Genomic DNA, 16,729 nt, shown 5'->3' on the forward strand with positions numbered 1-16,729 from the left:
AAAAATAAGCCGACGAATCGTCGGCTTTTTTTTATGGCTTTAAATGCACTTCTATCTGGGTGATCTGTTCTTGTTGCTCACCCTGCTGCTGTTTTTCCTGCCAATGCCACTGTGAATCCCGCATACACAATAAATTTGAACAGCGGGTGCCATACACCGGACTTTGAATAAAGGTTGAAGACAGCAAATGTTCCATTTCCGCCTGAATCCCAGTATTGGGTAACAATGATGGAATGATTTTACGTTCATCTTCCAAAATATCCCACGCAGCAGCGTCTATATCCGCCTGTGGTTGCTGGCTTTGTAGCATCGGCAAAAATTCTTGCGTGAAACGTTTACGTAAATGTCGGGTCTTTTCCCAATGTTCAGTCATTAAACCATTAGATGTGACATACACCCCTTTGGCTAAGACTTGTGGCGCTTCACCGCGATTACTCATATAAACGGCTTGAGTGGCATCGCCAACGAATAAATTAAAGCCAGCATAATTACATTGGATTTGTTCCAGTGCTTGCGCAAACCGAATGGGCGTTTGCTCAGATTCTAAAAATTGCTGAATCAAAGCGCCACGTGAAGTGGGATATGCAGTCTGATCACGACCATCACGAAAATTGGTCACAATCGCCCAACGCCCTTGAGCGGTTATCCCCATCCATGTTCCACCAGACTGTAAGTCCTGCCCTGCAATAATCGGACTATCTACCCATTGCTTTAGGCCTGCCGTCGGTCGATGATAAAACTCATCACGATTCGAAATCAGGCAGAGTGGCATGTCATCCAAGACCTGCCAAGCAAAAGCCACAATGCACATATTCAACTCTCAATATCTTTACACATTGAATGTACAACATTTTTCAGCACATTCAGCTAAAATCTGTGCAAAACATAATGACAAGGAACAGCAATGCTGACATATCCAAATATCGACCCTGTGGCGATATCACTGGGGCCACTACAAGTTCACTGGTATGGTCTGATGTATTTATTGGCCTTTTTATTTGCATGGGGCTTGGCAAGCTACCGCGCAAAACAACGTGACGGCTGGAACGCAGAAATGGTCTCTGACCTGATTTTCTATGGTGCATTAGGTGTCGTGATTGGTGGACGCTTTGGCTATGTCTTCTTTTATGGTTTCGATCAGTTCCTTGCCAACCCATTGTGGCTATTCCAAGTTTGGACAGGCGGCATGAGCTTCCATGGCGGTTTCCTTGGGGTCATGATTGCCATGTTACTGTGGTGCAAAAAATATAAAATGACCTGGTTTCAAACCCTCGACTTTATTGCACCCTGCGTTCCGACAGGCTTAATGTTTGGTCGTATTGGCAACTTTATTGGTGGCGAACTATATGGTCGTGCAGTGACTGACCCAAATTTTGCTTTCGGTATGATCTTCCCAACCGATCCACTTCAGTTGGTGCGCCATCCGTCGCAGCTTTATCAAGCACTCTGTGAAGGTTTGATTCTGTTTATTGTGCTGTGGTGGTTTAGTTCAAAACCTCGTCCACGTTATGCCGTTTCAGCCTTGTTCCTCATCGGATATGGTATCGCACGCTTCACCGTTGAATTCTTCCGTGAGCCGGACAATGGTCAACTGTTCATCGGATGGATGAGTAAAGGTCAGTTCCTGACAGTTCCGATGATTCTGATTGGACTATGGATGATGTGGTATGCCTACCAGAAAAAAATCTATGACTGGGGTCCACAAAAGAATCATTAATATTTTCTAAATATCTTTAAGCAAGCGAGGTCCAAGCCTCGCTTTTTTATGCGCTGAAATTTATTCCTTCATACGCATTTACTCCACATGAAGTGACTGAATTAGACAACTGATCTGTGCTAAAGTTTATTCAGCTTATTTTTAAACTATCGATCCATGCTTGAATTTTGGTTTAACCCCAGCGTTTCTGTACTTAAAAAAATCTTGTTTTTTATTGCGATGGCCGTACTGACCGGTGTTCTGTATTGGATGGAACCCCTAACACTTCAAACCATTCTAATGTTCATGGGTACAGGCGTCATTTTCCTGATTTGTCGTTATTGCAAGATTCATTTTGCAGCAAAAAACCCAACAGGTTTGCTCTATCGTTTATTGACCTGGATACCGATTGCACTGCTGTTAGCATTGGTTTTTATCAACATGAATAAGGGTGAAATTTTGATTCCAGGTGCTCAAGGCATTGGCTTTATGGCTTTGGCTATCTGCCTGCTTTCCCCGATTTCACTGCTGAATAAAAACGAGAAAACTTCACCCCAAGGTAAAGTTTAAATGCTGACGTTTTGGTACTCTGAGCGCTGTAACCGACAAATCAAGCTCATCATTTGTATCAGTACCTGCGTGCTTATTTTTCTATGCGCTGAACAAAAACAACTAGATCCCCGCTTTGCGTGCATAAGTTTAGCGATTGGTTTGATGATTGATCTGCTTTATAAGCTCAGACAAGACAAACTAAAAACACTGTCTCAGTCATTAAAATGCGGTTTGGCTAGTTTGCCAATTTTATGTTTAGTGTGCTTAATTTATTTTCTACCCAATGAGCAACGCTGGATTTTAGCGCTGCAATGTGTGGGCTTTGCTGCAATTGGATTATTTATCGTCTCGATCTACAGTCAACGTGCAAAAAGGTTTGAAGACTAACCTTTTTTCACTGAAGGATTATCAATCCGCTAAGCGATAATAGCTATATTTCACATTTGGAGTTCGATAGACCGCATAACCCGCTTGACGATAATCAGACACCCAATCCTTACCTGAATATGCTGCGATATGACCATAACGACTACTTTGATTGCGGTCGATAATATAAATATCGCCTTTCTTAGGACGATCAAACGCTAAATTAATTTTTTGATAACCAATTTTTTGTAATGTGCTGCCCCAGTCTGCTGCGGCAACGGGGTGACCGTTAAAACGTGCCCCTGCGGACTCAAGTGCTAAACGAACACTGCGGGCACATTTCTGAGTACTGCTTTGGCGGGTAATGCCTTGTAAAAATCCAGTCAAACGATCGATATCGATACGCTGACCATTGCGGGATACCACATTTTTAGTCGCTGCTTTTTGAGTGGTATTGGACTTGCCCGTATTTTTACTCGCCTGAGAACGAATTATGATATTTGCCTGAACTGGAGCATGCACTTCACTCAAGTTTACATTGTGATCATAAGCCATTCTTTAACCCACACTCCCGCCTATATTTAGGCATTCAAAAATTTTAACGAGGGTGATAGTACCGCGTAAATCATGTTTTTTCATGTAAAAAATGTAAGATTTCTTAAACAAATCTTCACATTTAAATACGACCGTCTATTTTTAATTCAAATAGATTTATTTTTGATATCAAACTCTTAATCAAAAATAGTTATTCAAAATCACCTCTTCATAATGAGAAAAATTACGTTTATTTTTTAATCAAACTTATCTGTATTTTTTTTCAACGCTGCGAATGTAACATCGCTTAATATGTAAACAATAGAGCTTAAGTCTTCTAAGCTCATGCTTAATTTAACAGACATATTGTCTCGTTAACACTTGATGTAGTTGTTATTAATAGACCTCTTCAGCTCAGACAACTCATCGCTTATTGAATGCAAAATTTGGTCATCACCCAATAAACACCGTATGCTTTTGATTTTTTAAACCCGATCATATTCAAGTACCCATCGCAGTTCCTTCCACACGCAAAACAAGCTAATATGTGCCACAAGAAATTTAGCAAATTATGAGAGAGACATGCGCCAGTATTTAGACCTTTTACAACACATTCTCGACAACGGCGGCGACAAGGGCGACCGTACGGGTACGGGAACACGTTCTGTATTTGGTCATCAAATGCGCTTCGATCTTTCTCAAGGTTTCCCTTTACTCACCACCAAGAAAGTTCATTTCCGCTCTATCGTGATTGAACTGTTGTGGTTCCTTAAAGGCGATACCAATGTTCAATATTTGCAAGACAATAAAGTTTCCATTTGGGATGAATGGTCTACCGCAGAACAAACTGCGCGTTTTGGTCGTCCTGCTGGCGAATTAGGTCCTGTTTACGGTCATCAATGGCGTAATTTCGGTGCAACCAAAAAAGCCGATGGCCTATATGAACAAGATGGTTTTGACCAAATTAAATGGTTGGTCAATGAAATCAAAACCAATCCTAACTCACGTCGTCTAATCGTGTCGGGTTGGAACCCAAATGAGGCAGGTAATGTTGCATTGCCACCATGCCATACCTTGTTTCAATTTTTTGTTCAAAACGGAAAATTATCCTGCCAATTATATCAACGTAGTGCTGACGTTTTTTTGGGTGTGCCGTTTAACATTGCAAGCTATGCCCTGTTAACACACATGATTGCGCAAGTTTGTGGTCTTGGTGTGGGCGACTTCGTTTGGACCGGTGGGGATACACATTTGTATGCCAACCATTTCGAACAAGCGCAGTTGCAACTGACACGTGAACCAATGGGTCTGTGCCAATTAAAACTCAATCCTGAAATCACCGATCTTTTCGATTTTAAATTTGAAGATATTGAAATTGTAGGTTATGAATCACATCCTGCGATTAAAGCCCCTGTTGCTGTTTAATTTTTAGAAATCCCAAGTGAAAAGCAAAATCCCGCTTTACCTCAAGCGGGATTTTGCATTCTAATAGACGGCAAATATTTCGGCTATTTGAGTTCAAACTATGGCATTTCAAAATTTAGAAATCGTGCACGTTGTCGCTATGGATCAGCAGCGCTGCATTGGTAAAGGGAATGATTTGCCGTGGCATATTTCTGCAGATTTACAACACTTTAAAGCCATCACCCAAGGTGGTGTGGTGGTTATGGGACGCAAAACCTTAGAGTCTATGGGACGTACCCTACCGAAGCGTGTCAATTGGGTCATTACACGAGATAGCAATTGGTCATTTGAAGGCACCAAAGTCGCATATAGTATCGACGAGGCGTTAACGCAAGCTGTTGCTGATGTCGCGAGTTCAGAAAAACCAACGAGTTTGTTTATTATTGGTGGTGGTGAAATTTTTAAGCAAACCATCGGCATCGCAGACCGTTTAGAACTCACGCATGTTGAACTCGATGTTCAAGGTGATGCGCATTATCCTGAAATTCCTGCGGACTTTCAAAAAGTGGCGTCAGAACAACATATCGACGACAAAACTGGGATTGCTTTTGAGTTCGCAACTTACCGAAAATAAAGAAAAATCTTAAGCTAAAAGAAAAATATGCAACAGAGTGACCAACGAGCAATGTTCAAAAAAATAGGGCGAAGTATTCTTCATGCTCTATTTAGTGTGTTTGTCCTCTGTTCTTCGATTTGGCTCTGTGCCGCCCTGTGGATACAGCAACCGGCAGGCTGGTTAGGCAGCCGCATTATCATTGGAATCTGGATCGCTTTTGCTCTAAGCATTTTAGGCATCTATATTACCCAACACTTTTTTAGCCGTCGTAAAGATGTCTTGATTTATATTGCGGGCTTTATCTGTGGTCTATTTTGGTATTTTGGCATGGAGGCACGCCAAGATCGTGAATGGAATCCTGAAGTAGCTGAAATTCTACATTATGAAAAGCAAGGCAATCTCGTCACCTTACATAATGTGCGTAATTTCGACTGGCATGCCGATGGCAGCTATACTCCGCACTGGGAAACCCGCCAATATGACCTGAGTCAAATCAATGGCGTCAACATCATTACCTCGTATTGGATGGGGCCGCAAATTGCCCATACACTGGTCAGTTTTGATTTTGCTGACCGACCACCGCTGACGTTTTCGATTGAAATTCGCAAAGAGAAAAACGAAGAATTCTCTGCGATTGGTGGTTTTTTCCGTAAATATGAACTGAGCCTTATTGCATCTGATGAAAAAGATATCATCTATACCCGTAGCAATACACGTGGTGAACAGGTCTATTTCTTCCCCGTAAACATGCCAAAATCTGAAATGCAGGCGCTGTTTGTAGAATATCTCCATAAAGCTGATGAACTGCGGACTCAACCTAAATGGTACAACACGCTCACCAGTAATTGTACAACACTGGTGTTTGACATGATTCAAGCGGTTTCCAAACATCAACTTCCAACCGATTACCGCTTATTTGCATCCGGTTATTTGCCGAATTATTTGTATGACCTCCATGCCATAGACCAAAATTGGGATATGAAAACATGGTATCAAAAAGCCCATGTTAACCCTCGTGTCTCTCAAATCAAGCAACTGAGCAGTGAACAATATTCCAAATTAATTCGACAAGGTTTGCCGCATTCACATTCAAATCCAAGCGCCAATCAATTGTAATTCTTAAATAATGATACAAATATGGCTAGCTTATCTGTGCGATATTTGCTTAGATAGTTGAAATGCTTCCACGGGGAAATTCCGATGCTAAAACAAATATTTGTTGCTGCAACTTTGGTTTCAACTTTAGTGGTGACAGGCTGTGAAAGCATGCCTGCACAAGACAACACCATAACTGAAAATTTAAACCTATTACACAATCGTACTTGGATTGCCACTCAGATTGGCAACACTCCAATCAAAACAGCACCCAATGCGCAGAATATTCCAAGCATTCAATTCGATGCGGCTTCAAAACGTGTCTCAGGTGCAGACGGCTGTAATCGTATAATGGGTGGCTATAATGCTGGCAAAGACACCATAACGTTTGGCCCGATTGCTGCGACACAAATGGCTTGTCTCAATAACAATGGGCTAGAGCGACAGTACCATGCAGCACTCGAAAAGGTAACGCATTATCAAGTTTTTGGAAAAACCTTGAAATTGCTAGACCGTCACGGCAATTTATTAATTCAATATGAAAGCGCTGTTCAACCGCGTTAAATCATTTTAAAAGTCTGCTTCGGCAGACTTTTTTATTCACTGTTCAGTCATGCCAGAGACATTTAATGCACATAAACTTGTGATTAGTATACAGACGTACATTGCAGTTTTTAGCTATAACCCCATATTAAACATCAGGGAACAAGATAGGATTTCACTATGCAACAAGCGGTATTTGGTGGTGGGTGCTTTTGGTGTGTAGAAGCAGTTTTTCTACAACTAAAGGGCGTGCAAACAGTCGTCAGTGGTTATGCAGGGGGAGTTACTCAGCATCCGAGCTATGAGCAAATCTGTGAGGGAAACACCCAACATGCAGAAGTCATTCAGATCAATTTTGATGACAGCCAAATCAGTTTTAGCCAATTGCTAGATGTATTTTTCGCAACTCACGATCCAACCACGCTGAACCGTCAAGGCAATGATGTCGGTACACAGTATCGCTCAGTGATTTTCTATCAGGACGAATCACAAAAGCAGCTGGCTGAACAACGTATTGAAGAATTAAAAGCTGAAGGCATCAATATCGTGACTGAACTGAGTCCAATGCCGACCTTCTACCCTGCCGAAGAATATCATCAAAACTTCTTTGCACGTAACCCAAACCAAGGTTATTGTAATTTCTCAATACCACCTAAACTCATGAAATTACGTAGCAAATTTCAAGACCTACTCAAATCTGAGTGATCTAATTAAACGGCATCTATTTTCAAAATAGAGACATAAAAAAAGCGACATTTCAGTCGCTTTTTTTAGTTATCTTTGCTCAGTGCTTAGTTATCACTGGCAAAGGCGATATCGCTGAGTCCGGCTCCACTCGCACGCGACATCACTTGTGCAACTGTGTCATAACGTGATTCTTTATCGGCTTTTAATACCAATGCAGGCTTACGTTCTTGCTGACCAGCTGTATTTAGACGACTTTCTAAATCTTCGAGCGTGACAATATCACCATTCCAAGCGATATCACCCGCTGAGTTAATGCTGATGGTTACGCTTTCAGTTGGCAGATCAATCACTTCTGCAGTCGTTTGTGGCAAGGTTAATGGAATTGATGGGTTGGCAACAGTCGCAGTCACCAAGAAGATGATCATCAATACCAACATAATATCGATGAGCGGAATGAGGTTCATCTCATTCATGCCAGCATCGTTGTCTTCACCCAATTGAAAAGCCATTAAGCTTGACCTCCAGCTAAACTTTGCTGTGCAGTTTTCACGTCTTCTTTCTTCGCTGCAGATTCTTGTTGCAACATAGTATCAATCAATAAACCATGCGCTTGATCTTGCAATTCATTCGAAAGTGTACGATTAAAACGAACACAGATGTTATAAGCCAAAACCGCAGGAATCGCCACAGCCAAACCAAGACCCGTCATGATCAAGGCTTCACCGACTGGTGTTGCTACTTGTGCAAGACCTGCTTGACCGCTTTTTCCTACTGCTACAAGGGCATGAAAAATACCCCACACAGTACCGAACAAACCTACGAACGGTGCAATTGAAGCAATCGTACCCAATACAGATACGCCTTTTTCAGCATTAGCTTTTTCTACCGAAATTTGACGTAGTAATGCTTGTTCTGCCACAGCCTTACGTTGTTCAAAAGCTAAAGGAGCAAATTTCGCTTTCAGTTTGCTTAGTGCATCTGCAAGGTGGTTATATGCCACTTGCTTGAGCTGACGTGTGCCCATAATACGAAGAACGAAGATCGTCCAAGTCGCAATCGACATTGCAAGTAACACGAAATACAGTGTTTTGCTGACTGCATCTGCATGTTGCCAATAAACTGAAAAGTTCATATTCGAACTCCTAATGGGTTAGCCGGAATCTTAATTAAGTTTAAAGTTGAATGGTTGATCAACTCGCGTCGGAGTTGCCACACCATTATCAATATATTTGGATAAACGTGCACGCTTCACTGCAGCAGTCACTTTACGGTTTACAGCAGCGCCACAAGTCGAGTTTTTAATCGTTGCTGATTCGACTTTACCTTCAGCACTTGCTGCAATCGCAACTTCAACTGTACACGACGCTTTTAATTCACCATCTTCAAATTGAACATTCGGTTTCTTAATCCAACTGACACCATTACCAATGCTGACTGTTTTAGGTGTCGGTGGCGCAGGTGGTGCTGGAGGCGCAGGTGGTGGTGCAACAGGTGCCGGAGGTGTTGGTTCAACACGAACGACTTTCGTTTCAGAAACCACAGTTGAAACAACAGGTGTTGGTGGTACGTTTTTGACCGCTTCAACAGTTGGTTTCGGCGCATCTTTCTTTTTCACCTGTTCCACTTTTTCCACTTTCTTCGGTGGAGGTGGTAAAGGCTTATCTACAATTTTAACTTCTTTTGGCTTTGGTGGCTCTTTCTTCGGTTCTGGTTTTGGCTTCGGAGGTTCTGGTTTTTTCTCTTCAACAATCTTCACAAAGCGAACTTTAATCGGATCTTTTTCGATCGGTTTAAGTTCTGGTGCTTTCATATTGCTGACCGCCCACAATACCCCCATATGCCCTACCACAACAGCGAGAAGCGCAGTAATGATTTTCTTTTTCATCGGGTTAGGTGATTGCATCATTGGAGCGGGAGATTGACTCATTAAACTCAGTTACCTTGAAGAAGCGATTGCATTTATTTTGTCAAAAATACAATCATGCTCATCGGTTAGCACAATTAAAGTACGGTAATAATAAATGAGAAGTGTTTTCATTTGCAACTATTAATTCGTCAGTTTTAATGACTTTTTTTAATCATAATATAAAAAAGGCATACCTAAAGTATGCCCTTTTATTCAAAAATTCATCTCGTTTTATTGAAATACAACAGTTTTATTACCATCGACAATAATACGATCTTCAAGATGCCATTTGACTGCACGTGCGAGCACATTACGCTCTACGTCCTGACCTAACTCACGCAATTGCTCAACAGTAAAGTCGTGACTTACACGCTCTACGTCTTGCTCAATAATCGGCCCTTGGTCAAGATCAGCAGTCACATAGTGCGCTGTCGCACCAATCAACTTCACACCTTTTTCATGCGCTTGTTTATATGGGTTCGCACCAACAAAGGCTGGGAGGAATGAATGGTGAATATTGATCACTTTCATTTCCCATTTTTGAACAAATTCTTCGTCTAAAATTTGCATATAACGAGCAAGAACCAATAAATCATTGCCTTGCATCAATTGATCAATTTGCTCATAAGCTTCGCGTTTATTTTCTTTGTTCACAGGAACAACTTCAAACGGAATACCGAAATTTTCTACAGATTCACGTAAAGCCTCGTGATTAGACACGACTTTGGTGATTTCACATGGCAAACCACCACGTGCATGACGCCATAACAGTTCAAGCAATGCATGGTCAACTTTAGACACCAAGATACCGACTTTCTTCACATCACTGACTAAAGCTAAACGCCAGTGCATGTTGTAACGCTCAGCAACATTGCTCGCAAATGTTTGAGTTAGACTTTCTTTACGGCTTTGTAAATTGTCCAATTCGAACTCAACACGCATGAAGTATCGCCCCCCTTGAGCTTCAGTCGCGTATTGATCAAGTGCGGTAATATTTGCTCCCTGATGATACAAAAAGCTCGATACAGCTTGCACAATCCCTGGTTTATCTTCACAGGTAATGAGTAAGCGTGCTGTGTTAGCGGTCGACATATTCATGTTGGTTTATATCACTAATCAGTTAAATTGAAAAAAGAGCCGAGTATTCTAACGCTTTTTAAAGCCAGACTAAATAGTCTTATTCAGTAACCTGATGCTTTACGTTTGAAAGACTTGCAAATAAGTCCGACGGCCCTAAAGTTTCGAGCAGTCGCTCATAGGTTTCACGGCTTTCACCACGTAGATATGCGCCTTCTAAGAACACCATTTGTCGCAGTGCTTGCCACACCCACTTTTCTTCCAAAGTGTTGGAGTCAGTAATATGGCCCGACATATAAAGGAAGTTGGTCCAGTTGGTCAGCACGATCCACAAGTTAATGGTTAAGGCCTCAATTTCAGAATCGGTCATCTGCATTAAGCCTGCATCGACAAAAGCACGATAAATTTTCTGCCCTTGTTGCATAACTTGACCGGCAAAACGTGGATACATTTTGCGGAAATCTTCATTATTTTCGACCAAGTGATAAACATCACGATGTAAAAAGCGATAAGCCCATAATTGGCTACTTAACACTTGGAAATAGCGAATTTTATCATTGGCATCAAGCTGACGATCATCAGGAAGCGCTAACATTTCTAGCGTTTCATGCTGATATTGCTCCATTAATTCCTTAATAATTTCACTTTTATTTCGGAAATGGTAATACAAGTTACCAGGACTCATTCCCAGTTCAGCAGCAATATGATTGGTTGTCACTGAACGCTCGCCACGCTCATTAAACAACTGCAAACTCAGCTGCAAAATACGTTCTTTCGTTTTTAAGGTTTTGGTGTGAGACATCCTAAAACAACCATTTATTTCAAAGCATTAGAACACTAACACATAAAGTAACTTGACTATTTAGAGTATTTGCTCTAAAAAATTAATTAATCGCTAATTTGGATATGGTCGTGCGACATGAATAGTCAAACAAAAACAACTTCAATGACACCACATTCTTTTGATCACCAGCATCTCAACAATATGTTGGAACAGCAGAAACAAGCATATTTACGTTACCCATTGCCTACAGCGAAGGAACGTATAGACCGTTTGGCTCGGCTTAAGCGTATCTTAGTTAAGTATCAAGATCAATTTGCTGATGCAATTAATCAAGACTATGGTAACCGTTCTATTGGTGAAACCAAGATTGGTGAGTTACTTACCTGTCTTGAGCACATCAAATATTATAGCAAGCATTTGACAGACTGGATGAAACCATCCAAACGCCATGTCGGAATTATTCATCAACCTGCAAAAGCATGGGTGCAATATCAACCACTTGGTGTCGTCGGCATTATTACGCCATGGAACTACCCACTGCTTCTTTCTATAGGCCCACTGATTTGTGCTTTAGCTGCGGGCAACCATGCCATGATCAAAATTTCGAGTGCCTCTGCGGCATTCGGTGATGTGCTAGAAAAAGCTCTCGCAGAAGCATTTCCTCAAGAATTGGTCGCAGTCGTCAACGGTGGTGGCCCAATTTCAGATGCGTTTAGTCACCTTGCCTTCGACAAAATGATTTTTACTGGCTCGACCAATGTCGGTAAATCCGTCATGGCGGCAGCGTCTGAAAACTTAGTTCCGGTGATTTTAGAATTAGGCGGAAAGTCACCTGTATTGGTTCATCCGTCTATTGACCTAGCAGATGTCGCACAGCGTCTTGCTGTTGGTAAACTTTGGAATGCAGGTCAAACTTGTGTTGCACCTGACTATGTGTTCTTACCTCGGGGTAAAACGGCTGAATTTTTAGATCACTATAAAGTGTGCGTTGAAGCCATGTACCCAAGTATTGCCCATAATCAGGACTACACCTCGATTATTAATGACAAGCAGTACAACCGCCTACAAGGTTATTTAGAAGATGCGCGTGATCAAGGCGCACAAATCATCAGTTTTAACCCACAAAATGAAGATGTGGATGCTGTACGTAAAATTGCACCTACGGTTTTAACTGGTGTCACTCCAGACATGCAAATTATGCAGCAAGAAATCTTCGGTCCGATCCTTCCGATCATGGAATATGATCAAATTGACGAGGTTATTGCTTTTATTAATAGCCGTCCTCGTCCACTTGCTTTATACTATTTCGACTTTGATCAGGCACGTGCCGACTATGTCGCAACACGTACCCATTCAGGACATTTCGGACAAAACACGGTATTAACCCATGTTGCTCAAGATGACCTGCCGTTTGGCGGTGTGGGGGCTTCGGGTATGGGGAAATATCATGGTCCAGAAGGTTTCTTCAGTTTGTCGCATGAACGCTCGGTGATGTCGAATCCAAAACTCTATAGTTTGAAATTCATTCTTCCACCGTTCAATAAGCCGATCCACAAACTGATTTCGAAGACACTTCTTCGATAAACGATCAAGGCATGAACGATCACACTAGGTGATCGTTCGTTTTATGCAAAATCGCTTGTCTTTTAAGCGCATTTTTGATATAAAACGCCCCTTGAATGAATTCAATGTTTTTTTTGACTGGCCATACAGATTTGCTGTTGGCTAAATCAATGGAGTTACACCATGTCTAAGGTTTGCCAAGTTACCGGCAAGCGTCCAGTCGTTGGTAACAACGTCTCACACGCCAACAACAAAACTAAACGCCGGTTCGAGCCGAACCTGCATCACCACCGTTTTTGGTTAGAAAGCGAAAAACGTTTCGTACGTCTTCGTCTAACTACTAAAGGTATGCGTATTATCGACAAATTGGGCATCGAAAAGGTTGTTGCTGACCTACGTGCTCAAGGTCAAAAGATCTAAGGAGCTACGAACATGCGTGATAAAATTCGCCTAGTTTCTTCTGCTGGTACAGGTTATTTCTACACTACCACTAAGAACAAACGTACTATGCCGGAAAAAATGGAAATCAAAAAATTTGATCCAAAAATCCGTCAACACGTAATTTTCAAAGAAGCTAAAATCAAATAATTTTAGTTTTTTGAAAAAAACGACCTGCTTAGGTCGTTTTTTTTTGCATTTTTTTTATTCGAATTGCTAAACTTTCAAAATGCTTTTGGCACTTTTTGTGCTTGTCTTTTTTACCCTTAACTTAGGCTTAAGGAGTTTTTAGTGCCTCATGATGTAGAACTTATAATATTACTTGCTGTTGGCTTTGGTTTTGCCTTAATTTTTGGCTATATAGCTGCGCGCCTGCGACTTCCTCCCCTCATCGGCTATCTGATTGCCGGTATTATTATTAGCCCAAATACGCCTGGAGTAGTTGGTGACATCCATCTCGCTAACCAGTTGGCCGAACTCGGTGTCATGTTCCTGATGTTTGGCGTGGGTATGCACTTTTCACTCAATGATTTGATGCAAGTCCGTCGTATTGCTTTGCCCGGTGCCATTTTACAAATTGCAGTGGCGACCTTACTGGGTATGGGAATTTCCATGCTTTGGGGCTGGAGCATGGGCTCAGCCTTAGTGTTTGGCTTAAGTTTGTCGTGTGCAAGTACGGTGGTTCTCCTCAAGGCTCTCGGTGACCGAGGCTTACTTAACTCCGTGAATGGTAAAATTGCTGTAGGCTGGCTCTTGGTTGAAGATCTGGTCATGGTCTTGGTTCTGGTCTTACTCCCTGCCACAGCAGTATTGCTTGGTGGACAGCCACTCACAGAAAGTAGTGCAGATGAAAATATCTGGCTCACCCTTGGTATTACCTTACTCAAAGTGGCAGGCTTTATTGCCTTCATGCTGATCATTGGTAAACGCTTAGTGCCAATGATTATGCAAGTGGTTGCACGCTTAGGCTCACGTGAATTATTCACGCTTACCGTGGTTGCAGCAGCTGTGTCTATTGCCTTTGGTGCCTACAAGGTATTTGGTGTATCCATGGCACTGGGCGCATTTTTTGCCGGTATGGTGGTCAAAGAGTCTGACTTTAGTCACCGTGCAGAAGAAGAAACCCTTCCGCTTCGTGAAATTTTTTCGATTTTGTTTTTCGTCTCCGTCGGCATGCTGTTTGATCCACGGATCTTGATTGAACAACCGCTTCACGTCTTAGCAGTAGTCGGCATTATCATGATTGGTAAGACCATCGCTGCAATGGCGTTGGTGTTGTTCTTCCGTTACCCCATCAATACCGCATTAACCGTTGGGGCGAGTTTGGCGCAGATTGGTGAGTTCTCATTTATTTTGGCGACCTTAGGTGTATCTCTAAATCTCCTTTCAATGGAAGGTCAAAATCTGATACTGGCAGGCGCTTTAATCTCGATTACGCTGAATTCATTTATATTTTCTGCAATCGAGCCTATGCAGCGACTCATCCGTGAGCGCTCGAATTTGGCCCGTTTACTGGAACGTAGTAGTGACCCATTGGCCATGTTGCCGGATGAGGTCTCACAGGATTATCTGCGTGATCAGGTGGTGCTGATTGGTCATGGTGAAGTCGGTCGTCGTATTACTCGCGAATTAATGAATGAAAACATTAAAGTGGTTATTGCTGAAGAAAACCGTGAAATCGTGGAAAACTTGCGGGAAAAAGGCATCGCTGCGGTATCTGGTGTAGCAACAGAACCGGGTGTTTTAATTCAAGCCCATATTCAACACGCACGCCTTTTGGTCATTTCACCTATGGATATTTTAGATATTCATAAAATTGTCGATATTGCCAAAATGCTGAATCCGTCTATCCAAGTATTGGTTTGTGCTGAAAGTAAAGAAGAAGCTGAAGTCATTCGTCGTGACAATATCGGTGAGGTTTATTATGCCAAAGAGGAAATGGCGAAAAATATGAGCAATCATATTTTAAATCAAATCCAAATTGCCCATCACCAAACACCGACACACTAAATGCCTAAATAAAACGCTTAGGGGCAATACCCAAAAGGCGATGCATTAAAGCATCGCCTTTTTTTAAACTGATATAATTCAGTAATATTAAAATCACAAATAATTGAATTTAAAAAACATATTGATAAAATGAGCACCAAACAAAGTATCATTTTAAAAACTTCAAACCAAGATAAACATGTTCATTCTCTATTTAGGCTTTGCCATTATTTTAATTGGCGGTCTGGGCTTTCTCATCGCTGCATTTAAAACCAGTATTTTATGGGGTCTAGGCTGTCTATTGTTTTATCCCATTTCCATCGTCTTTCTGATTTTGTATTGGCAAGATGCCAAAAATCCATTTTTCTTACAGCTCATCGGGGTCTTCATTGTATTTTTAGGTTCGATGCTGATCTCACCTGCTGAACTGAGCAAAGTCTAAGTGCCATTTTGAGTATAAAAAAACGCACCAAAAGGTGCGTTTTCATCAACATGATCCACAAAATCAGCAGCTATATGATTAGCTCATATATTTTGGCTTTTCATCAACCACTTCGGCATGCCATTCATCCACTTGTTTTTCTAACAGACCAAACAATGCAGCCTGAATCATTTGCTGAGCGATCACACTCATTTGATCGCCCAAAATATTGCGTAATTCTTCATTGAATTGGATAGTCACCAAAGGCTCTTTTTCTGAGCCTGCATTACGCAATGCCAACTCACCACCTTCCAATTGAACCAGCTCTAAAATTGCTTCCTGGTTCCCAAAGAGTTCTTTCAACTGTTCTATAGACATATATCCCTCCATGCGCAACATGGTGATAAAGGCATCTGCACTTTGTATTACTTAGATAATCTTATATCGGGTTAAATAAATTTATTTCAAGTAGCAATAGTCCGATTAGAACTCCACCATCTCGTTACGAAATCCATCAATTAATTGAGTTAGATCACGATGCCATTCACGCAAAATAGCGGTATCTGGTAACCATGCTTGCGGTGTTTGGGTAACTTTAATAATTAAATTTGAAGATGTTTCATCTTCTGGCTCTGGTGCAGACGGTTCAGGTGCATACTGACACATACGATGTGCACGTTTCAGCTCTGCAATAAAACCCTGCTTTGCCAATTGCTGCATAACAGTCACTTCAGGTGATATCTGACCTTTTTCAGCCATCAGCGTTTCAATCGACTTTAACGTGGGCGCAGGATCATTTAAACGATAGTAACGCACCAACTCTTGTAAAAACGCAAGTACTGCACCATGCAAATGAAAAACTGCTGCTTCGCGATAAGCCTGAGCTTGTTGAACATGATCAGTCTGCTCGGCTTGCTGACATGCAAGACGGGTAAAATATAACTTTTGATTGGTACGATCAGCATGAAAGCGAGCAACACGAGACATGAACAATTCCCTAAATTTTGGCGTTTTTCTACATGAATAAGCTTAAACGGATTTTTAGGAAATTCACAATA

General features: G+C 41.6%; 22 protein-coding genes. 13 read left to right on the plus strand and 9 right to left on the minus strand.

Annotation, left to right across the window (positions count from 1 at the left end):
- Nucleotides 1-31: 31 nt before the first annotated feature.
- A complete protein-coding gene (locus FTV50_RS11155; protein ID WP_180024444.1) occupies nucleotides 32-811 on the minus strand; it encodes an NRDE family protein in 780 nt (259 codons plus the stop codon).
- Nucleotides 812-904: 93 nt separating this feature from the next.
- Between FTV50_RS11155 and lgt the strand changes: the two genes are divergently transcribed.
- The 3 genes from lgt to FTV50_RS11170 all read left to right on the plus strand — a co-directional run bounded on the left by lgt (nucleotide 905) and on the right by FTV50_RS11170 (nucleotide 2,635).
- The gene (lgt, locus tag FTV50_RS11160; RefSeq protein WP_180007176.1) at nucleotides 905-1,717 is read left to right on the plus strand and encodes a prolipoprotein diacylglyceryl transferase; all 813 of its coding nucleotides are present in this window, start codon (nucleotides 905-907) and stop codon (nucleotides 1,715-1,717) included.
- Nucleotides 1,718-1,873: 156 nt separating this feature from the next.
- Nucleotides 1,874-2,266, plus strand: coding sequence for a hypothetical protein (locus FTV50_RS11165; RefSeq protein ID WP_180024445.1), 393 nt, complete (start codon nucleotides 1,874-1,876; stop codon nucleotides 2,264-2,266).
- Nucleotides 2,267-2,635, plus strand: a complete 369-nt coding sequence (locus tag FTV50_RS11170; protein ID WP_180024446.1) for a hypothetical protein — start codon at nucleotides 2,267-2,269, stop codon at nucleotides 2,633-2,635.
- A 21-nt stretch (nucleotides 2,636-2,656) separates the two neighbouring features.
- On the opposite strand, the gene FTV50_RS11175 is transcribed toward FTV50_RS11170, so the two are convergent.
- Nucleotides 2,657-3,169 (minus strand): peptidoglycan amidohydrolase family protein, encoded by a 513-nt coding sequence (locus FTV50_RS11175; protein WP_078189680.1) that lies wholly within the window; start codon nucleotides 3,167-3,169, stop codon nucleotides 2,657-2,659.
- 561 nt (nucleotides 3,170-3,730) lie between these two features.
- Here FTV50_RS11175 and thyA point away from each other — a divergent pair.
- The 5 genes from thyA to msrA all read left to right on the plus strand — a co-directional run bounded on the left by thyA (nucleotide 3,731) and on the right by msrA (nucleotide 7,511).
- On the plus strand, nucleotides 3,731-4,573 hold the full coding sequence (thyA, locus tag FTV50_RS11180; RefSeq protein WP_078189681.1) for a thymidylate synthase: 843 nt from the start codon (nucleotides 3,731-3,733) through the stop codon (nucleotides 4,571-4,573).
- Nucleotides 4,574-4,673: 100 nt separating this feature from the next.
- The gene (locus FTV50_RS11185; protein WP_168377882.1) at nucleotides 4,674-5,186 is read left to right on the plus strand and encodes a dihydrofolate reductase; all 513 of its coding nucleotides are present in this window, start codon (nucleotides 4,674-4,676) and stop codon (nucleotides 5,184-5,186) included.
- A gap of 27 nt (nucleotides 5,187-5,213) precedes the next feature.
- Nucleotides 5,214-6,284: a DUF4105 domain-containing protein gene (locus tag FTV50_RS11190; protein WP_180024447.1), complete on the plus strand. Its 1,071-nt coding sequence runs from the start codon at nucleotides 5,214-5,216 to the stop codon at nucleotides 6,282-6,284.
- Nucleotides 6,285-6,368: 84 nt separating this feature from the next.
- Nucleotides 6,369-6,827, plus strand: coding sequence for an META domain-containing protein (locus FTV50_RS11195; RefSeq protein WP_180024448.1), 459 nt, complete (start codon nucleotides 6,369-6,371; stop codon nucleotides 6,825-6,827).
- Between the two features lie 159 nt (nucleotides 6,828-6,986).
- Nucleotides 6,987-7,511 carry a peptide-methionine (S)-S-oxide reductase MsrA gene (gene msrA, locus FTV50_RS11200; RefSeq protein WP_180024449.1) on the plus strand — a complete coding sequence of 175 codons (525 nt, stop codon included), beginning with the start codon at nucleotides 6,987-6,989 and terminating at the stop codon, nucleotides 7,509-7,511.
- A gap of 86 nt (nucleotides 7,512-7,597) precedes the next feature.
- Here msrA and FTV50_RS11205 read toward each other — a convergent pair whose 3' ends face one another.
- The 5 genes from FTV50_RS11205 to FTV50_RS11225 form a co-directional block, all read right to left on the minus strand.
- Nucleotides 7,598-8,002, minus strand: coding sequence for a biopolymer transporter ExbD (locus FTV50_RS11205; protein WP_078192724.1), 405 nt, complete (start codon nucleotides 8,000-8,002; stop codon nucleotides 7,598-7,600).
- Nucleotides 8,002-8,625 (minus strand): MotA/TolQ/ExbB proton channel family protein, encoded by a 624-nt coding sequence (locus tag FTV50_RS11210; RefSeq protein ID WP_078192725.1) that lies wholly within the window; start codon nucleotides 8,623-8,625, stop codon nucleotides 8,002-8,004. The genes FTV50_RS11205 and FTV50_RS11210 overlap by 1 nt, the downstream gene beginning before the upstream one ends.
- A gap of 30 nt (nucleotides 8,626-8,655) precedes the next feature.
- Nucleotides 8,656-9,420 carry a TonB family protein gene (locus FTV50_RS11215; protein ID WP_111884065.1) on the minus strand — a complete coding sequence of 255 codons (765 nt, stop codon included), beginning with the start codon at nucleotides 9,418-9,420 and terminating at the stop codon, nucleotides 8,656-8,658.
- Between the two features lie 210 nt (nucleotides 9,421-9,630).
- Nucleotides 9,631-10,497 carry a formyltetrahydrofolate deformylase gene (gene purU, locus FTV50_RS11220; RefSeq protein WP_078189689.1) on the minus strand — a complete coding sequence of 289 codons (867 nt, stop codon included), beginning with the start codon at nucleotides 10,495-10,497 and terminating at the stop codon, nucleotides 9,631-9,633.
- A gap of 79 nt (nucleotides 10,498-10,576) precedes the next feature.
- Entirely contained in the window at nucleotides 10,577-11,278 is a 702-nt protein-coding gene (locus FTV50_RS11225) for a TetR/AcrR family transcriptional regulator (RefSeq protein WP_078192728.1), read from the minus strand.
- A gap of 117 nt (nucleotides 11,279-11,395) precedes the next feature.
- Here FTV50_RS11225 and FTV50_RS11230 point away from each other — a divergent pair, with 117 nt between their 5' ends.
- The 5 genes from FTV50_RS11230 to FTV50_RS11250 all read left to right on the plus strand — a co-directional run bounded on the left by FTV50_RS11230 (nucleotide 11,396) and on the right by FTV50_RS11250 (nucleotide 15,692).
- Nucleotides 11,396-12,844, plus strand: coding sequence for a coniferyl aldehyde dehydrogenase (locus FTV50_RS11230; RefSeq protein WP_180024450.1), 1,449 nt, complete (start codon nucleotides 11,396-11,398; stop codon nucleotides 12,842-12,844).
- A 162-nt stretch (nucleotides 12,845-13,006) separates the two neighbouring features.
- A complete protein-coding gene (rpmB, locus tag FTV50_RS11235; RefSeq protein ID WP_000048256.1) occupies nucleotides 13,007-13,243 on the plus strand; it encodes a 50S ribosomal protein L28 in 237 nt (78 codons plus the stop codon).
- Nucleotides 13,244-13,255: 12 nt separating this feature from the next.
- The gene (gene rpmG / locus FTV50_RS11240) at nucleotides 13,256-13,411 is read left to right on the plus strand and encodes a 50S ribosomal protein L33 (protein ID WP_001205031.1); all 156 of its coding nucleotides are present in this window, start codon (nucleotides 13,256-13,258) and stop codon (nucleotides 13,409-13,411) included.
- Between the two features lie 141 nt (nucleotides 13,412-13,552).
- On the plus strand, nucleotides 13,553-15,271 hold the full coding sequence (locus FTV50_RS11245; RefSeq protein ID WP_180024451.1) for a cation:proton antiporter: 1,719 nt from the start codon (nucleotides 13,553-13,555) through the stop codon (nucleotides 15,269-15,271).
- Between the two features lie 178 nt (nucleotides 15,272-15,449).
- Nucleotides 15,450-15,692 (plus strand): hypothetical protein, encoded by a 243-nt coding sequence (locus tag FTV50_RS11250; protein ID WP_180024452.1) that lies wholly within the window; start codon nucleotides 15,450-15,452, stop codon nucleotides 15,690-15,692.
- A 78-nt stretch (nucleotides 15,693-15,770) separates the two neighbouring features.
- Here FTV50_RS11250 and FTV50_RS11255 read toward each other — a convergent pair whose 3' ends face one another.
- The gene (locus FTV50_RS11255) at nucleotides 15,771-16,049 is read right to left on the minus strand and encodes a hypothetical protein (protein ID WP_078192732.1); all 279 of its coding nucleotides are present in this window, start codon (nucleotides 16,047-16,049) and stop codon (nucleotides 15,771-15,773) included.
- Between the two features lie 105 nt (nucleotides 16,050-16,154).
- On the minus strand, nucleotides 16,155-16,658 hold the full coding sequence (locus tag FTV50_RS11260) for a DUF6586 family protein (RefSeq protein ID WP_180024453.1): 504 nt from the start codon (nucleotides 16,656-16,658) through the stop codon (nucleotides 16,155-16,157).
- Nucleotides 16,659-16,729: the final 71 nt, after the last annotated feature.

It is taken from the genome of Acinetobacter sp. YH1901134 (assembly GCF_013416965.1).
Taxonomy (GTDB): domain Bacteria; phylum Pseudomonadota; class Gammaproteobacteria; order Pseudomonadales; family Moraxellaceae; genus Acinetobacter; species Acinetobacter amyesii.

Bases quoted from the DNA above. Each gene is read 5' to 3' on its own strand.
- FTV50_RS11155 (WP_180024444.1), bottom strand. From the start codon at position 811: ATGTGCATTGTGGCTTTTGCTTGGCAGGTCTTGGATGACATGCCACTC.
- thyA (WP_078189681.1), top strand. From the start codon at position 3,731: ATGCGCCAGTATTTAGACCTTTTACAACACATTCTCGACAACGGCGGC.
- FTV50_RS11210 (WP_078192725.1), bottom strand. From the start codon at position 8,625: ATGAACTTTTCAGTTTATTGGCAACATGCAGATGCAGTCAGCAAAACA.
- lgt (WP_180007176.1), top strand. From the start codon at position 905: ATGCTGACATATCCAAATATCGACCCTGTGGCGATATCACTGGGGCCA.
- FTV50_RS11225 (WP_078192728.1), bottom strand. From the start codon at position 11,278: ATGTCTCACACCAAAACCTTAAAAACGAAAGAACGTATTTTGCAGCTG.
- FTV50_RS11190 (WP_180024447.1), top strand. From the start codon at position 5,214: ATGCAACAGAGTGACCAACGAGCAATGTTCAAAAAAATAGGGCGAAGT.
- FTV50_RS11205 (WP_078192724.1), bottom strand. From the start codon at position 8,002: ATGGCTTTTCAATTGGGTGAAGACAACGATGCTGGCATGAATGAGATG.
- FTV50_RS11170 (WP_180024446.1), top strand. From the start codon at position 2,267: ATGCTGACGTTTTGGTACTCTGAGCGCTGTAACCGACAAATCAAGCTC.
- rpmG (WP_001205031.1), top strand. From the start codon at position 13,256: ATGCGTGATAAAATTCGCCTAGTTTCTTCTGCTGGTACAGGTTATTTC.
- FTV50_RS11215 (WP_111884065.1), bottom strand. From the start codon at position 9,420: ATGAGTCAATCTCCCGCTCCAATGATGCAATCACCTAACCCGATGAAA.
- FTV50_RS11260 (WP_180024453.1), bottom strand. From the start codon at position 16,658: ATGTCTCGTGTTGCTCGCTTTCATGCTGATCGTACCAATCAAAAGTTA.
- FTV50_RS11230 (WP_180024450.1), top strand. From the start codon at position 11,396: ATGAATAGTCAAACAAAAACAACTTCAATGACACCACATTCTTTTGAT.
- FTV50_RS11165 (WP_180024445.1), top strand. From the start codon at position 1,874: ATGCTTGAATTTTGGTTTAACCCCAGCGTTTCTGTACTTAAAAAAATC.
- FTV50_RS11175 (WP_078189680.1), bottom strand. From the start codon at position 3,169: ATGGCTTATGATCACAATGTAAACTTGAGTGAAGTGCATGCTCCAGTT.
- purU (WP_078189689.1), bottom strand. From the start codon at position 10,497: ATGAATATGTCGACCGCTAACACAGCACGCTTACTCATTACCTGTGAA.
- FTV50_RS11250 (WP_180024452.1), top strand. From the start codon at position 15,450: ATGTTCATTCTCTATTTAGGCTTTGCCATTATTTTAATTGGCGGTCTG.
- FTV50_RS11195 (WP_180024448.1), top strand. From the start codon at position 6,369: ATGCTAAAACAAATATTTGTTGCTGCAACTTTGGTTTCAACTTTAGTG.
- msrA (WP_180024449.1), top strand. From the start codon at position 6,987: ATGCAACAAGCGGTATTTGGTGGTGGGTGCTTTTGGTGTGTAGAAGCA.
- rpmB (WP_000048256.1), top strand. From the start codon at position 13,007: ATGTCTAAGGTTTGCCAAGTTACCGGCAAGCGTCCAGTCGTTGGTAAC.
- FTV50_RS11185 (WP_168377882.1), top strand. From the start codon at position 4,674: ATGGCATTTCAAAATTTAGAAATCGTGCACGTTGTCGCTATGGATCAG.
- FTV50_RS11255 (WP_078192732.1), bottom strand. From the start codon at position 16,049: ATGTCTATAGAACAGTTGAAAGAACTCTTTGGGAACCAGGAAGCAATT.